Genomic DNA, 14,135 nt, shown 5'->3' with positions numbered 1-14,135 from the left:
CTCAGGCATCGACCTCGTCGAGATCGTCCGCCTGGGACTCCTCTTGGACGTCTTCGGGCTCGCTTGCGTCGGCTGTCTCCGAGGGCGCGTCGTGGGTTTGCCACTGGGCGAGCTGCTCGGCTCGGTGTTCTTCCTCGTTGCGTGCGTCGGCCTCCTCGCGGGCACGGATCTCGGCGAGGGCGCGGTTGGCCTTCTCGACTGCCGAGGAGGTCTCATCGGCGGTGGGCACACGCACGTGGTCCTCGGCGACGGGTTCAGGCTCCGCAGCTGCCTCCTCGCGGATGTCGGGCCCGGCAGGCTCGAGGTCGATCCCTTCGGGTTCGTCGTCGGCCGCTTCGTCCGCCGGTTGGTGATCGTGGAGGTCGGCGGGTCGGTCGGTGATGTCGTCGTCGGTGACGTCGCGGTGGGTCTCGTCCTCCGACACGGCTGCTCGGTGCGCGGCGAGCCACTCCTCGGCCGTGGTCCGTGCCTCCGGTTCGTCGTCGGCATGGCGGGCGGCGAGCTCGGCCTTGGCGCGTTCGGCGGCGGAGCGGGTACCGGCCGTGTGTGCGAGCCAGCGGGAGCGGGCGTCGTCCAGCTCGGTCAGTTCGGCGGCCCTTGCTTCGAGGGTCGCGGCGAGGCTGGAGGTCTGCTCCGCCTCGGAGCCGAGCCGGACGTGCTCGTCGGGGTCAGTGGCGGCGTCGGCCTCCGCCCGGCGGAGCTGAGCGTCCTGCTGGGCTCGGGTCGCGGTTTGGTGGGTGCCGGCAAGCTCGTTGGCGACGTAGCGGGGTGCCCAGGCGGATTCGCGATCGTGGGCGCGAACCCGGACGCGGAGCTGGCCGTCGGAGAGCTCGAGCTCTTCGCGGTCGATCTCGGGGCGGCCGAGGGCTCGCCAGGCCGAGCGGTAGGCGGCGTAGGCCTCGACCTTGCCGGGGCCGGGGGCCGGGCCCAGGGCGTCCTCGTCGTCGGTATGGCCGCTGAGGTCGCGCCAGGCGGCGACGGCGGTGGCCCGGTTCTGCCATTGCTCGCGTTCGTCGAGCGCTTCGGGCACTGGTCCCAGCGCCTTGGTGAGCCATGCAGGTGGTTCCGCGGCGAGCTGGTCGCCGAGTTCGGCGCTGCTCCGGTCGGCGGCGTCAGCGAGGGAGGCGAGGTAGCGGTCCCAGTCGGCGCGGCCTGTGGCCGGGGTCCAGTCGGTCCAGCTCCGCCCTACGGGGTCGTAGGTGTGGGCGTCGCGTACGCGACCGTGGATCACGTTGGTGAGGTTGCGGGCGCCCTCGAGCGGCCGGTCGGTGACCGCCTCGCGCAGCACCGCCTCGGGGTCGTGGCCGGCGATCTCGGCACGGCGCAGGACGCGGGTGAGAGACGCCGCGCCGTCTTCGGCGGCGAGCCGGGCACGGTCGTGGCCGGTGATCGTGCCGTCGGCGGCGAGCCGGTCGAGCCAGCGTCCGGTGCGTTCGGTGGCGGCGAGGTGGGCGGCATCGGCGAAGAGCTCGCCCGCGGTGCGGGTGCTGCCGGTGTCGGTGGCGGACTCGGTCGCGGTGGCGAGGGCTGACGCCGAGTCGGTGTGGTCGTCGCGCGTCAGGATCCCGGCCATGACGGCGACGGGATGACGGTGCAGGGAGTGGTCGGTGGTTCGGCCGTCGGCGGGGTCGGCGGGTGCGGTGGTGGTGGCGACGTGGGCGGTGTTGGCCAGGCGGCCGCGGGTGAGCCCGACGTAGCTGGCGGCGCGGCCCGTGCTGGGGCCGGCGACGAGGTGGCTGGTGTCGACGGTGAGGCCCTGGGTCGAGTGGACGGTCCCGGCGTAGGCGAGGGAGAGGTCGCTGGCCGCGTAGTCGGGGGGCAGGACCATGCGGTCGCCGAGGACCTCGGCGCCTTCGGGGTCGCGGCCGTGTACGGGGGCGACGGTCAGCGATCCGTCGTCGCCGATAGCGGTCACGCGGTAGCTCTCGCGGTTGATCGGTCCGCGGCGGTTGATGTGGTCCCCGTCCCGGTGCCCGGTGAGCTCCCAGCCGTTGCGGCGGGCGGCGACGAGGTCGCCGACGCCGGCGTGGTTGCCGTCGCGGCCGAGCGCGACGCCGTGCTCGGCGACGTGGCCGAGGCGGACGAGCTCGGCGCGGAGCGCGGCGGAGAGTCGGTCGGCCTGCTCGTTGGTGTCGACCACGAGCACCGAGCGGTGCCCGGCGAGGGTGTCGGCGAGCCAGCCGCGGCGGGCGGAAGCCTCGGCGTCGTCGAGGGTGCCGACGTCCAGGAGGCGCCCGTGGCGGTGGTAGTCGCGCAGCACGCCCTCGTCGCCGTCGCGCAGGCGCAGCGACGCGGGGCCTTCCCATCCCTCTCGGAAGCGGCGGGTCTCGGTGAGCTCGTAGCGCGCACCGGTCTGGGCGAGCAGGTCCATTCCGCCGCCGGCTCCGACGGCGGCGAGCTGGCGGTGATCACCAACCAGCAGCAGCTTCGCCCCGGCCGCATCGACGTGCTCGTGGATCGCGGCCAGCGCGGCGGTGTCGGTCATGGCGGACTCGTCGACCACCACGAGGTCTCCCGACCTCAGCCGCCACGATGACGGGTCGTCAACCTCTGCGCCCTGCGCGAGGCGGTCCTGAGTCTTGAGCCAGCGCTCGACGTTGCGGGCGTCGAGGCCTTCGTCGGTGAGGACCTGGGTGGCGATCTGGCTGGTGGCCAGCCCGAACACTCGTCCGGCCGCAGCGCCGCGCAGGTCGGGGTCGGACCAGGCCCTGGCGATGTTGCCGACGACGAAGCTCTTGCCGGTGCCGGCCGGGCCGACGAGGGTCTCGATCCGCGCTCCCGAGGTGAGGACACCGCGGACGGCGGCCGCCTGGTCGGCTCCGAGCTCGAGCCCGAAGCCGCTGAGCTGGGCCAAGAATCGGTCGGCGATCGAGCTCGGGGTCGCGGCGGCGTCGCCACGGCGGGCGGCCGCGGCGAGGGCGCGTTCGGTGTGGACGTGCTCGGGGGTGGCGTAGAGCTTGGCGCCGGGCGCGTCGTAGGCCGAGCGTCCGTTGGCCAGGCGCAGCTCGTCGGGCAGTGCGTCGTCGCCGGGGCGGGCGGCGTCGAGTGGGGTGGCGAGGTCGAGGCCTTCGTCGGTGAGCCAGTCCAGCAGGCCGGCCACGTCTCGACCGTCGGTCAGCCCGAGGGTGTCGGGCAGGGCGTCGTTGATCGCGCGGGTGAGATCGGCGCGGGTCCAGGCGGCCTTGCGGGTCTGCACGTCGGCCAGCGCGGTCTCCAGGACCTCCCTCGGCGACCACACTCCCGGCACCGGTCGGTCCTGCTCGCGGGCCTCGAGCACATCGTCGGCGACCGCGCGCAACCCGCCGGCGACCTCGCCACGCAGCTGGGCGTCGACACGATCGAGGAACTCGGTGCGGGTCTCACCGTCGTGGGACTTGGCCTGGCGGGTGGCCATCGTGGCCTGCCGCGAGAGCCGGTCGCGCTCGAGTCCGTTGGCCTCGCGGTCGTGGTGGGCTTCGAACTCGGCGATGAGCTCGGCGGCCTTCTCGGTGACCGCGCGGCGTCGCGAGGAGAACAGGTCGGTGACCGTGTCGTCGATGCCGATGACCTCGCGGGCCTTGCCGTCGGGTCGCATGGCGAGACGGAGCCCCAGCGCATGGGCGAGGTGCTCTTCGGTGGTGCGCTCGCCGACCGCGGCCGCCGCGGGCCGGAACTTGTGGATCGCCCGCGAGTCCAGGGTGCGCCACTCGTCGTCCTCGTCGCCGGGCGCGCGGTTGAGGATCGGGTTGTGGATGTGGAGCTGCGGGTCGTGGTCGCGGCTGTCGTGCTGGAAGAACGACGCCACCACCCACCCGTGCGCGTCGACCCACCGACCCGCGGCGCCACCGTGGTGACCGACCCGGGCATAGCCGGCCTTATCCTGCAGGTAGGCGAGCGCCGCGTTGTTGCCCGCCCAGATCGCGTCCTCCACGGCCTGGCGGTACTCGCCCCACGCCGCGGCGGCGTCTTCGTCGCCGACCGTGCGGGCCTTGACCTCCTCGGCCTCGAACGCGGTGTGCAGCACGGTGACGCTCTTCTGAACGCTGAACGTGGCATCGAGGAAGGCGACGTTGTGCCGGGCCTGCTTGCCGGCTTCGACCTGGAGTTCAGCGCGGCGTTCAGCCGAGGCGTCGGGCTCGCGTTCAAGCGCGGCGGCGTACAACTCATCCTCGGTCGCGTACCGGCGGCCGGTGTGGCCGAGGGTCGGGACCTCGTCCCACCGGCCCGGGTCGGCGAACCCTTCGTGGCGTGGATCGAGGAAACGCTCGTAGACACCACGCATGTCCTGAGCGTCAACGAGCCCGCTCAGCCCGAGCTTCTCGGCTCCTCGTCCCCACCACCGCCCCGGCGGCTCGCCGTCGGTGACCGCGCCGGTGTAGTAGGACTCGCGGCCGGTCGCGACCTCGTGGAGCAGGTAGTCCGGCGAGTAGCCAGACGCGATGCTCAGCATCCGGACGACCCAGCGAAGATCGACAGCGGCGGCTGAGCGACGACGGCGGAGCGGGTCGGTCCTTCGGGCAGGCCGGAGGCCGGCCCGGACCCTCGGATCGTGATGCCTAGGTGTGCGTCTTCTGATCTTTCCCTTGATCTTTTCGTGTCGGTGTCTTGTTGGTCGTGTCTGGTCGTCTGTTCGGCGTAGTGATCGGTGTCGGGAAGTGGTCCTGGTTCTTGGTCTTTCTCTTGGTTCTGGTTCTTGCTCGTGGTCGTGGTGATCGGCCGGTGGGTGATCATGGTTGAGCCTCGTTGCTGGGGTCGTGATCGGTGGTGTTGATCAGGTGCAGGGGCAGCGGTTGCTCGCGCAGCGCTTTGAGCGCGGCGGCGGCGGTGCCGCGGGAGACCTCGGCGCCGGTCTCGAGCTCGCTGACGGTCGGCCAGGCCCCGTGGCGCTGGGCGTGACGCACCGCGGCCGCCTCAGCGCGGTCCCGGGCCGGTGACGGCGCCGCCCGCGGTGGCGAAGCCTCTGACGCGGCGTCGCCGCCGGCCTCCGGGCCGGATCTTTCACTGAGTCCGTCACGGGTCGGCTGAACACCGTCGGGCAGGGCCTGAGGCTGAACATTGGACGGGCTGAACAGCGTGCTCTGAACGCTCGTGTGCTGAACGGAGCTTGGATCGAACAGCCCGTGCTGGTGAACCGTCCTGGGCTGGACCAGGTCGTCGGTGGCGAGCAGGTAGAGCAGATGCGCGACCACGGCGGCGGCGATGGCGGGCCAGGCGCCGACCCCGAACCTCAGCGCGGGGGCGACCTCGACGGCGGGGCCGCCGGCGAGGTAGGCGGCCTGGGCGAGCCCCGACAAGCCGGCGGCGGTGACCACGACGGTCCAGGCGTAGCGCGCGGCCGGGCCGGTCAAGCGGGCGGTGGCGGCGTAGGCCACCAGGGCGAGACCGTCGGTGATCAACGGGTAGAGCCAGGCGATCCCCGCCGGTACCCGCGCGGCGAGGGTGACCTCGTAGAGACCATGGGCGGTGGCCGCAGCCGCGCCGAGAGCGACCGCGAGCCCGGGCAGCCAGATCGCGGCCCGCACCGCCCGCCCCGGCGGCGGGTTCTTGCCGGGGGCGCGGTCAGTCATCGACGTCGCCGCCCACGTCGCTACTGGTTGCGCCGCGAGCGTGGGGCCGGTCGAGTTGCCCGCGGCTCATGCCGGCGCCCAGGTCGCCGTAGCCGCTCTCGTGCCCGTGCTGAAGGCGCTGCCGCGCGCGACTGACCGCGAGCCGTGCTGCGGTCTGCGGGTCGCCGTCCGCAGACGATTCGCCCCGTGCTGAGCTGCGCCGGCTCGGGCGGGTGCGTGCGGCGCGGCGTTCGAGGTCGGCCACGGTTTCGCGGAGGTCCTCGAGGGTGCCGCAGAAGCAGCCGTAGTTCGGCCACAGCTCACCGAGCCGCTTGATGAGGGCGTCGTGGTCGGCCCACTCGGCCTTTTCCCGCGCCCGCTGCTCGGCGCGCGAAGGCTTCCCGTCGGCCGGCGGTCCTGCGGGGCTCACCGGTGCGCCCCGTTGTTGCCGTTGGTTCCCAGGCCGGGCCCGGTCAGCCAGTCATCGCCGCGGTCGGGGCGGCGGGCGGGTTCGGGGCCGGGGTCGTCACGCGCCTCGGCCCACCACGCCGCGATATCGGCGGTGGCGTCGAGGGAGGGGACCGGGGTGGCGCCGCCGGGTTGGTCGTGCCAGCCGGGTCGGGACTGGTGCCGTTCCCGGCTGCACGACCCTGCCGACGTCTTCACGCGGCGGATGACGCCGGGGCGTTGGCGGTCGTGCCAGTCCCCGGCGAGCTGCACCGAGGCCCCGCGGCCCTCGTAGGCGGCGCGCCAGGCATGCATCAGCCACAGCAGTTCCTCGACCACGTCGGGGTGCCACAGCCAGCACTCCGGCAGCACCGCGGCCCCGTCGGGGTAGCGTAGGAACACCGCGCGCAGCCAGCCGGTGAGGTCCTCGAGCAGCCCGGCCGTGGCTTCGGCGTCGGCGGGGGCTGTGAGCCAGGACGGCGCGACCGTCGGCCCGGGACGGGCCGGGGTCGCAGCGACGGCGTCGGCGAGCTGGGCGACGGTGCGGGCCAGGTCGTCGACCCGGGTCGGGGTCCCGACCAGAGCCTCCAGGCCGCGGCGTAGCCCGTCGACTTCCCGCGCCAACCCGGCCAGCGCTTGCACCCGCGCGAACTCGCCGTCTTCGCCGCTGCCGGGTTGCTGGGGTGGGCGGCGGGTCACGGGCCCCACCCCGCCCGGCCCTCGCCGTCATCGGGTGTCTCGCCGCGACCATCGAGGCCATGTCCGGCGGCGTCGTCGTCGTGCCAGCGGGCCAGCTGCTCGCGCCGCAGGTCTTCCTCCATGTTGGGGGGTGCGTCGTCTCGGGTCGCGAGCTCGGCGCGGAGGTCCTCGAGGCGGCGTCGCAGCCGCTCGGGGTCGTCGGGGTGGGTGGTGTCGGTGGCCTTGGCCGGGTCGCACGTGCCCGCTGCCCACGCGCCGGTCGAGGCCCACCGGCGGCCTTGGGTGTCGGTGAAGGGACCGTCGTGCGTGCTGCCGCCGCTCTGGGCGGCGTCGTCGGCGAGGTGATCGCGCAGGACGCGATCCTCGTGGTGCCAGTCGTTCTGAGGCTGTGTCGTGTCGTCGCTGTAGTCGCCCTGGCCGGGTTCGCGGTGCGGCGGGTCGTCGAGGGCGTCGGGGTCGGTGGGTAGGGGGGCGAGCTGGTCGAGGGCGAGCAGACGGCGGTACTCGGCCCACGCCTGCGGGTCGGGGTCGTGGGCGCGGTCGGAGAGCACGGCGCGCTCGGCAGCGTCGTCGAGGGTGTCCTCGAGCTCGGTGTTCGCCCGGGGCGTCCAGCCGGTGGCCGGGAAGTGCTCGTGGACGTAAGCGGTGCGGGCGGCGGCCTCGGCGTTGCTGGCCGGTTCGCGGTAGTCAGGGTCGCCCCATTCGGCATCCGGCCGGTACGGCGACTCGGAGTGCAGCCCGGTGTCGGCCCCGTCCAGTTCGGCTCCGAGCTGGCTCGAGCGGATCGAGTCGGTCAGGGCGTGCTGCTCGGTGGGGCTCAGGGAGCGGACGCCGCCCGGCGCGGTCGGGTCGTACACCGCGAACCTGTCGCGGTCGGTGATCTCGCGGAGCCGGGCGAGGTCGAGCCCCTCGTCGCGTCCATGCAGGGCCTCCGAAGGATCGGCGCCGTGGTCGCCGGCTGCGTCGTCGGTCCTGCGATCCACGTTGCTGACGGGGCTGTGGTCGGGGTGGTGATCGGCGGGAGTGGTCATCGCGGGGGCCTCCTCCAAGCAGTCGGAGCGGGTCGGAGCGGTCGGGTCGAAGCAAGTGGCTGTGGCGTCGTGGTCACGGCTGCTGCCTGCTGTCCTCAGTGAGCGGGCCGGGGCTCGGGGGCTTCTCGCCGAGGACCGGCTCGACGACGGGGTCGATGTCGATGACCAGCGGCGCGCCGGGGCTCGGTCGGGGCGGCCAGGTCGGCGCCTCGGCGGGGCGTGGGCTGGTGAAGCGACACCGAAGGCGCCTCAGCAGGGCGGGGAGACCGACATCTACCCAGGCGCGGGTCCGGCGCCACCGGCCTCGCCAGCCGATGGTCGCCGGGAGGCCGCGCTGGGCGCGGACATCGGAGCGGGTCCAGGCCATCCGGGCGCGGCCGATGACCGGGGCGATCCCGCGGCGGTAGACCACGACCTTCCCGGCGGGCAGGTTCGCGATCTGCGCCGGAGCGAGCACCGGCACCTTGCGCACCGTCTTGGACGCGACCCGGCCGCGCATGTCGGTGGTGGTGATCCGCTCGTCGCGCTCCCCGGCCAGGGTCGACCAGAACTGCAGGTCGGCCTGGTCGCGCGTGCCGCCGAACAACAGCACCGAGCCGGTGTTGTTCAGGATCGTCGCGGTCTTGTGCTCCCCGTAGCGGGCCAACAGCTGGGCGCGGGACTGGAACGGCGCGATGATCGTGACCCCGCGCCCACCCATGTCCGCGGTCCAGTTCTCCAACGGGACAGGGCTGATCAGGGCCGCCTCATCCAGCGCCAGCAGCAGCGGCGGGTCGAGCCGCCCCGACGGCTTCGTGGTGGCAATGCGGCGGGCTTCACGGGCAATGTGCCCGGTCAGCGCGCACACCAGGGGACCGGTGTCGGCTTCCTCGGCGCCGAGCAGGAACACCGTCGCCTTCGACGCCAGCAAGGCTTCGACGTCGAAGGGCTGGTCGGTCGCCGTAGCGGAAGCGGCAGCGTCGGGATGGTTGAGCCACCCCAGCGCCGGCATGATCGAGTTGGTGATCGAGGTACGGGTGCGGTCATTGGTGGTGACGAACTGCTCGGCCGCCTTGTCGAAGGTCTCCACCTGACTGCGCCGCAGCAGCGCGGGCACCTCCCGGGCGGCGCGGTCGTTGTCGGCGACCCACCCGAGCACGTCGCGCATCGACCCGCCGCCGAGCGCGGCGGCGTGCAACAGGGCGGCCAGGACGCGGCGGGCTTGGGCGTCCCAGCGCTCCGCGTCCCCGTGAGTGGCGCGCGAGGTCGCTGCGACCATGTCGGTGGCGCGTTCCGTGGCCGTGACCGGGTCGGTGCAGCCGGTCAGCGGGTCGAAGCTGATCGTCGACCGCAGGCCGCCGAGCCCGACCGGGTTGAACACGAACACCGACCCGTGGCTCTTCTGCCGGATCGGGGCGCACAGCTCGAGCAGGTCGGTGCGGGTCGAGGTGACGACCGCGGCACCGGGGGCGTCGAGGACGCGGCCGGCGAGCCAGCCGGTCTTGCCGGTGCGGGGGCCGCCGAAGACGAGAGTGACGTCCTCGATCGAGGACCAGACCCTCTGCACCCCCACCCGGCACAGCTCCACCCCCACCGCCCTGGTCGGCATCCCCAGCCGCTCCCGACGGGTGAGGGCGGCGAGGGAGGGGCGGACTGTGCACGCCCGACGGCGGGTCGCGACCGTTCCTGCGTGCCGGGCCAAGTCCAAGCTCGAGGCGACCCCGGCACGGCGCCGGGACCGCGCCGACCACCGGAGCACAGTGGCACGCGACCGTGACCAGCGGTGCCAGCCCAGCAGCAGCACCACCGCGCCTGCAACGACCCACACGGGCCAGGGCAGAGCCTGCACCAGAGTCGTCGCCGGCAAGCTCGTGAACACCCCGCACACCAGCGCCTGACGGAGCGCACCGCGTATCACCAACAGCGCGGTCAACCCGAGCATCAGCACCAGGATCAGCAGCGTCGAGATCATGACGGCCTCCCGCCCTCGCCGGGCCGCAGGTCCGCAGGCACGGCTGAGCCGGCGGGGTCGGCGGGGTCGGCGGGGTCGGCGAGCCAGTAGCCGCCGCCAGGACGGGCGAGCTGGAACCGCGTCCCCTCCCCGGTCATGCGCTTCGCCCACGCCTGGGCGGCCTCGTCGGTCATCGCCTCGTCGGTGCGCCCCACCAGAGCTGCGTCAACGAACAGGGCCCACGTGATCGGCCCACCGCATGGCGAATCCCCGCACACGACACCGAGGACCGAGGCCGCGACATCCGCGCGGACCAGCTCGACCCCCAGCAGCAGCGGCCACGTCGTCCGCGCCGGCGCACCGATGCGCGCACTCGGCGTCGGCCTACGACTAGGCATCGGTGTCTCCTTCCACGTCGTGGCGCCACACATCGAGTGCCGCCGCGCGGCGGGCGCAGTCGTCGAGATGGCCCGTCTCGCGGTCGTCTGGATGCGAGGCGTAGGGGCCGCTGTCGCGCACGCGGCCACGGCAGGTCGTGCACGTCCACACCGCAGAGGCCAGCTGGCTACCGACCGCAGGAGGCGGAGGTCGGTGCTCCATGAGCCACTCCCACGCCGCCTCACCGCGGGTGCTCCTGCCGGGCTCGGCAGGGAGGTCGAGGGCCTGGCCGACGGCGTCCCAGCTTCGGCCGCCGCCACGGGCTCGCAGCGCCCAGTCCCGCAGCGCAGCGGTCGCCATGTCGGACACGAGTCGTCCCGCCCGGACTCCGGTCAGCGGATCGTCCAGCGCGGGGCGGGATAAACCATGGAAGCCCTCGATCGGCTCCTGGTGTTCGACCGCGGCGAACGCGATGACGGCCACGTGGCGCACGAGCTCGCGGGTCCGCCACGCCGCCTGCTCGCGTCGACTCATGTCGAGGGCACTCATCGGCGACCAGCCCCCTGAGCCACCGAGTGATCTGAGGGCTGCCGGGAGGCCCATCGCGCGATGGTGCGGACACTCACCCCGTACTCAGCCGCGATCTCCGTGTGGGAAGACCCAGCCTCGAGGAGGCGCAGCCACCGCGGCTTTCGCTCCCCCGGGCGTTCGCGCTGCGCCCGAGCTCGGCGACGCTCGTGCTCGGTCAGCCCGCCGGCGATTCCGTGTGGAAGACGCTCGAGCGCCTCGGCCAGGCACTGCTCGCGCACGGGGCAGCGCCTGCAGACCGCCTTCGCCGCCGCGATCTGGTGACGCACCAGCGGCTCGTCCGATGGCTCCGGGAAGAACAGCTCCGGGTCCACACCCCGGCACGCCGCTCGGACCTGCCAGTTCGTGTCACTCATGGCCGCCCACCAGCTCTTCCGCCGAGGCCTCGGCGCTCTCGGGGTCGCCAGCGCGGCCGGCAGGCGCGCTCGTGCGCTGAGGTCGGGCCGTGGCGTAGCGCAGCGACACCCCGAGGTCGTCGACCTCGAGCTCGATCACCTGCCGGCGCTGGCCCTCGGCGGTCTCGAAGGACCGCTGGCGCAGCCGGCCGGCCACCACGACCCGGTCGCCCTTGTCGAGCGACTCAGCAGCGTGGTCCGCAAGCGGGCCCCATGCGACACAGCGCAGGAACAGGGCATCGCCATCGGTCCACGTGCCCTGCTGGCGGTCGAAACGCCGGGGTGTGGAAGCGACCGTGAACCCTGCTCGCCCTGCCCCGCTCGGCAGGTACCGCAGCTCCGGCGCATCGGTCAGGTTGCCGACGATCGTCAGCGTCGTCTCTTTCATGTCGTTCTCCTCAGAAGTGATCAGCTGCGTCGGTCGCACAGCTGGGTGCGGTGGGTCCCGCCGGTTGCGGGTGGAGGCGTCCTGGCTGCCTTCACCCCGCGTGCGGGGGCCGCGGGGCGTCGAGGTCTCCGGGGTCAAGGGCCGGACTCGTCCGGCCGCGCAGCGGCGCCGCAGGCGCCCTTGAGGCGGGAGGAACGGCTCGTTCACGCTCGGCGGGACCTACCTATTCGGCGTCGCCGGCGGCGGCTCCGCCTTGGTTCCGCGGCCGCGCGGCCTTGAGCGCCTTCGGTCGCGGCAGCCTTTAGCCGTCGGTGGTCGTCTCCGAGGCGCCCGTCAAGGCCGGCGTCGTGGCCTGATCCACGGCCGACATCAACCCGCCGATCACTCCGGGCAGGCCCTGACCGGCCGGTGTGCCGATGAACAGCACAAGAGCAACGAGCGCGAACACCACGGCACCAGCGGCGGACCTAGTCTTCGCGCAGATGAACGCGCCCAGTATTGCGAAGAGAATCAGCAGCCCGACGCTCATGACCGCTCTCCACGGAACATGCCAAGTAGCGGAGAGTCGCCGCCCGATCGCTCGGCGGTCGCTTCCGCGACGAGTCCTTCGATCACCGCAGCAGGGATCAGCAGGCGACCACGGATGCGGATCGCCCGCAGCTCGCCGGAGTTGATCGCGCGATAGACCGTCATGCGCGACATCTTGAACATTGCGGCGACCTCGGCCACGTCGTAGAACGTCGGCGCTGTCGCAGTCCTTTCATTGAGTGTCACGGTGTCCTCCGAAGCTCTTCCGTGCTCGCCGATTGGCGGCGAGGCAACGCAAGAGTGCGGAAAAGCAGGGGACGCCTACACCATCAGGCGGGACAACTAGGGACGTCTTCGCTAGAATGAAGTCGTCCCTAGGCAAGGCGCGGAGGTTCGAGATGGCCAACGAACGTCTCCGTGACGCCCTGACGCACGCCGGGCACTCGACCTCCACGGCAGCCGACCAGGTCGGGGTCGACGCGAAGACCGTCGAACGGTGGCTCACCCAAGATCGGGTTCCGTACCCCCGGCATCGAGGTGTCCTGGCTGCCCTGGTGGGGCGAAGCGAGTCGTACCTGTGGCCAGCCGCCGTGCCCGCTCAGCGACAGAAGAACGCTGCGACCTCGGAGATCGTCGAGACGTTCCCGCACCGCAGCGACGTGCCTGCCCGCCTGTGGGAGGACCTGCTGCAACGGGCGTCAGCACGGATCGACGTGCTCGTGCACGCCGGGCAGTTCCTCCATGAGCGGCCCGGCTTCATCGCCACCTTGAAGGCCAAGGCCGAGGCCGGTGTCGCGGTGCGGATCGCCTTCGGCGCGCCGGAGAGCGAGGCCACCGAGCGCCGGAGCGCGGAGGAGAAGCTCGGCCTCGGGGTGCTGGGAGCACGCATCCGGTACGGCCTCGTCAGCTACCGACCACTCCTCCGCACCGACGGCGTCGAATTCCGCTTCCACGAGACCACGCTGTACAACTCGATCTTCCGGTTCGACGATGAGATGATCGTCAATATGCACGTCTTCGGGGTTCCCGGTCCGCATGCACCCGCAATGCATCTCCGGAAACTGGCGGCCGGCGACGTGTTCGACACCTACGAGGGCAGCTTTGTAGACGTGTGGGAACAGTCGAAGCCGGCCGAGTGGTAGTGGCGTGGCCAGAACCGATCACTTCAACGACCCGGACGCTCCTCGAGCGAACAGCATCGTCATCGCAGTCAGCGCTTTCGTCCTCGACGACGACGACCAGCTGCTGATGATCCGCCGAACCGACAACGGCTACTACGCGCTACCCGGCGGCCGCCACGAGCTCGGCGAGACGATGACAAAAACAGTCGTTCGCGAAACCGAGGAAGAGACCGGGATTACCGTCGACGTGACCAGTCTCGTCGGCATCTACTCCAATCCCGACCACGTCATGGCCTACGACGACGGCGAGGTCCGCCAGGAGTTCTCTATTTGCTTCCGCGCCCGGCCGGTTGCTGGCGCGCCCCGGACGAGCGACGAGTCGAGCGAAGTCGTGTGGGTGCCCCGCGCGGAGCTCGATGGCATCGACGTCCACCCCTCGATCCGGCTTCGGATCGACCACGGCTTCAGGACCGATGCCCCGCCGTACTACACCTGATCCGCGAGCCCGACCGACATCAGCCACTCCCTTGAGCGGCGCACAGCAGCGCGGCGCTCGTCCATGCCAGCGTCGAGCGCCCGAGTGACGTAGTGGTGTGGGCCGTAGCGCTCTCTCACCTCAGCCATGCGGTCCTCGAAGTCGAGGTCCGTTCCGTCCGGGCCGGTGGTCATGTCGCAATACCAGAGAAGGTCGCGGGTCAGCGTTCGCTCGTCCTCGAACTCAGCGAGCTCGCCGGCAACGCCGAACTCCTGGGCCTCCGCCCATGCTGCCGAGTGGAAGGCGACGAGGTCTACGACGCGCTTTGGTGCGACGACCTCGCGGAGATACCGGGCCCCGTCGAGGGGATGGAAACCGGTGCTCGCGAGGTCGGGTGAGTACCCGACGTCGTGCAGCCACGCCGTCGCCTCGAGGAGCTCACCGTCCTCCCCGAGCTCCTGGCCGATCACCCGCGCCTTACTGGCTACGGCGAGTACGTGCGCCCAGCGTCGCGGGAGGGCCACCGCGAGTAGTCGCCTTGCTTGATCTTCAGCACGCGGCGGCTCGAACGGCATTCCGGACAGCCTAGACCGCAGCAGCCGGCCCGCGATCTCGTCCGTCAGTGGGCGC

15 protein-coding genes are annotated in these 14,135 nt (G+C 72.2%); 2 read left to right on the top strand and 13 right to left on the bottom strand.

The window, feature by feature from the left end; genetic code table 11:
• Position 1 precedes the first annotated feature (1 nt).
• The 12 genes from mobF to OG774_RS22405 form a co-directional block, all read right to left on the bottom strand.
• Entirely contained in the window at positions 2–4,429 is a 4,428-nt protein-coding gene (mobF, locus tag OG774_RS22460) for a MobF family relaxase (protein ID WP_328304473.1), read from the bottom strand.
• Positions 4,430–4,706: 277 nt separating this feature from the next.
• Positions 4,707–5,546, bottom strand: a complete 840-nt coding sequence (locus OG774_RS22455; protein WP_328304471.1) for a hypothetical protein — start codon at positions 5,544–5,546, stop codon at positions 4,707–4,709.
• Complete coding sequence (locus tag OG774_RS22450; protein ID WP_328304469.1) at positions 5,539–5,955, bottom strand: hypothetical protein; 417 nt, start codon at positions 5,953–5,955, stop codon at positions 5,539–5,541. The genes OG774_RS22455 and OG774_RS22450 overlap by 8 nt, the downstream gene beginning before the upstream one ends.
• Entirely contained in the window at positions 5,952–6,671 is a 720-nt protein-coding gene (locus OG774_RS22445; protein ID WP_328304467.1) for a hypothetical protein, read from the bottom strand. Before OG774_RS22445 ends, OG774_RS22450 begins: the two co-directional genes overlap by 4 nt.
• Positions 6,668–7,702 (bottom strand): hypothetical protein, encoded by a 1,035-nt coding sequence (locus tag OG774_RS22440; protein ID WP_328304465.1) that lies wholly within the window; start codon positions 7,700–7,702, stop codon positions 6,668–6,670. Before OG774_RS22440 ends, OG774_RS22445 begins: the two co-directional genes overlap by 4 nt.
• Positions 7,703–7,775: 73 nt before the next feature.
• Complete coding sequence (locus OG774_RS22435; RefSeq protein WP_328304463.1) at positions 7,776–9,290, bottom strand: type IV secretory system conjugative DNA transfer family protein; 1,515 nt, start codon at positions 9,288–9,290, stop codon at positions 7,776–7,778.
• Positions 9,291–9,649: 359 nt separating this feature from the next.
• A complete protein-coding gene (locus tag OG774_RS22430; protein ID WP_328304461.1) occupies positions 9,650–10,030 on the bottom strand; it encodes a hypothetical protein in 381 nt (126 codons plus the stop codon).
• Positions 10,023–10,544 (bottom strand): hypothetical protein, encoded by a 522-nt coding sequence (locus tag OG774_RS22425; protein ID WP_328304459.1) that lies wholly within the window; start codon positions 10,542–10,544, stop codon positions 10,023–10,025. The genes OG774_RS22430 and OG774_RS22425 overlap by 8 nt, the downstream gene beginning before the upstream one ends.
• Before the next feature lie 11 nt (positions 10,545–10,555).
• Positions 10,556–10,954, bottom strand: a complete 399-nt coding sequence (locus tag OG774_RS22420) for a WhiB family transcriptional regulator (protein ID WP_328304457.1) — start codon at positions 10,952–10,954, stop codon at positions 10,556–10,558.
• Positions 10,947–11,381, bottom strand: coding sequence for a single-stranded DNA-binding protein (gene ssb, locus OG774_RS22415; RefSeq protein WP_328304455.1), 435 nt, complete (start codon positions 11,379–11,381; stop codon positions 10,947–10,949). Before ssb ends, OG774_RS22420 begins: the two co-directional genes overlap by 8 nt.
• A 301-nt stretch (positions 11,382–11,682) precedes the next feature.
• Positions 11,683–11,910, bottom strand: coding sequence for a hypothetical protein (locus tag OG774_RS22410; RefSeq protein WP_328304453.1), 228 nt, complete (start codon positions 11,908–11,910; stop codon positions 11,683–11,685).
• Positions 11,907–12,110 (bottom strand): helix-turn-helix domain-containing protein, encoded by a 204-nt coding sequence (locus OG774_RS22405; RefSeq protein ID WP_328304451.1) that lies wholly within the window; start codon positions 12,108–12,110, stop codon positions 11,907–11,909. The genes OG774_RS22410 and OG774_RS22405 overlap by 4 nt, the downstream gene beginning before the upstream one ends.
• 197 nt (positions 12,111–12,307) lie before the next feature.
• Here OG774_RS22405 and OG774_RS22400 point away from each other — a divergent pair, with 197 nt between their 5' ends.
• Complete coding sequence (locus tag OG774_RS22400) at positions 12,308–13,051, top strand: XRE family transcriptional regulator (protein WP_328304449.1); 744 nt, start codon at positions 12,308–12,310, stop codon at positions 13,049–13,051.
• 4 nt (positions 13,052–13,055) lie between these two features.
• Positions 13,056–13,526 carry an NUDIX hydrolase gene (locus OG774_RS22395; protein ID WP_328304447.1) on the top strand — a complete coding sequence of 157 codons (471 nt, stop codon included), beginning with the start codon at positions 13,056–13,058 and terminating at the stop codon, positions 13,524–13,526.
• On the opposite strand, the gene OG774_RS22390 is transcribed toward OG774_RS22395, so the two are convergent.
• Positions 13,517–14,080, bottom strand: a complete 564-nt coding sequence (locus tag OG774_RS22390) for an HD domain-containing protein (RefSeq protein ID WP_328304445.1) — start codon at positions 14,078–14,080, stop codon at positions 13,517–13,519. The genes OG774_RS22395 and OG774_RS22390 overlap by 10 nt on opposite strands.
• Between the last annotated feature and the right edge of the window lie 55 nt (positions 14,081–14,135).

This window comes from Actinomycetospora sp. NBC_00405 (genome assembly GCF_036044095.1).
Classification (GTDB): domain Bacteria; phylum Actinomycetota; class Actinomycetes; order Mycobacteriales; family Pseudonocardiaceae; genus Actinomycetospora; species Actinomycetospora callitridis.
This window is presented reverse-complemented; position numbering and strand designations above follow the sequence as displayed.

Excerpts from the sequence above, each read along its gene's own strand:
- mobF (WP_328304473.1), bottom strand. The coding sequence starts at position 4,429 with ATGCTGAGCATCGCGTCTGGCTACTCGCCGGACTACCTGCTCCACGAG.
- OG774_RS22455 (WP_328304471.1), bottom strand. The coding sequence starts at position 5,546 with ATGACTGACCGCGCCCCCGGCAAGAACCCGCCGCCGGGGCGGGCGGTG.
- OG774_RS22440 (WP_328304465.1), bottom strand. The coding sequence starts at position 7,702 with ATGACCACTCCCGCCGATCACCACCCCGACCACAGCCCCGTCAGCAAC.
- OG774_RS22435 (WP_328304463.1), bottom strand. The coding sequence starts at position 9,290 with ATGCCGACCAGGGCGGTGGGGGTGGAGCTGTGCCGGGTGGGGGTGCAG.
- OG774_RS22430 (WP_328304461.1), bottom strand. The coding sequence starts at position 10,030 with ATGCCTAGTCGTAGGCCGACGCCGAGTGCGCGCATCGGTGCGCCGGCG.
- OG774_RS22425 (WP_328304459.1), bottom strand. The coding sequence starts at position 10,544 with ATGAGTCGACGCGAGCAGGCGGCGTGGCGGACCCGCGAGCTCGTGCGC.
- OG774_RS22420 (WP_328304457.1), bottom strand. The coding sequence starts at position 10,954 with ATGAGTGACACGAACTGGCAGGTCCGAGCGGCGTGCCGGGGTGTGGAC.
- ssb (WP_328304455.1), bottom strand. The coding sequence starts at position 11,381 with ATGAAAGAGACGACGCTGACGATCGTCGGCAACCTGACCGATGCGCCG.
- OG774_RS22410 (WP_328304453.1), bottom strand. The coding sequence starts at position 11,910 with ATGAGCGTCGGGCTGCTGATTCTCTTCGCAATACTGGGCGCGTTCATC.
- OG774_RS22400 (WP_328304449.1), top strand. The coding sequence starts at position 12,308 with ATGGCCAACGAACGTCTCCGTGACGCCCTGACGCACGCCGGGCACTCG.
- OG774_RS22390 (WP_328304445.1), bottom strand. The coding sequence starts at position 14,080 with ATGCCGTTCGAGCCGCCGCGTGCTGAAGATCAAGCAAGGCGACTACTC.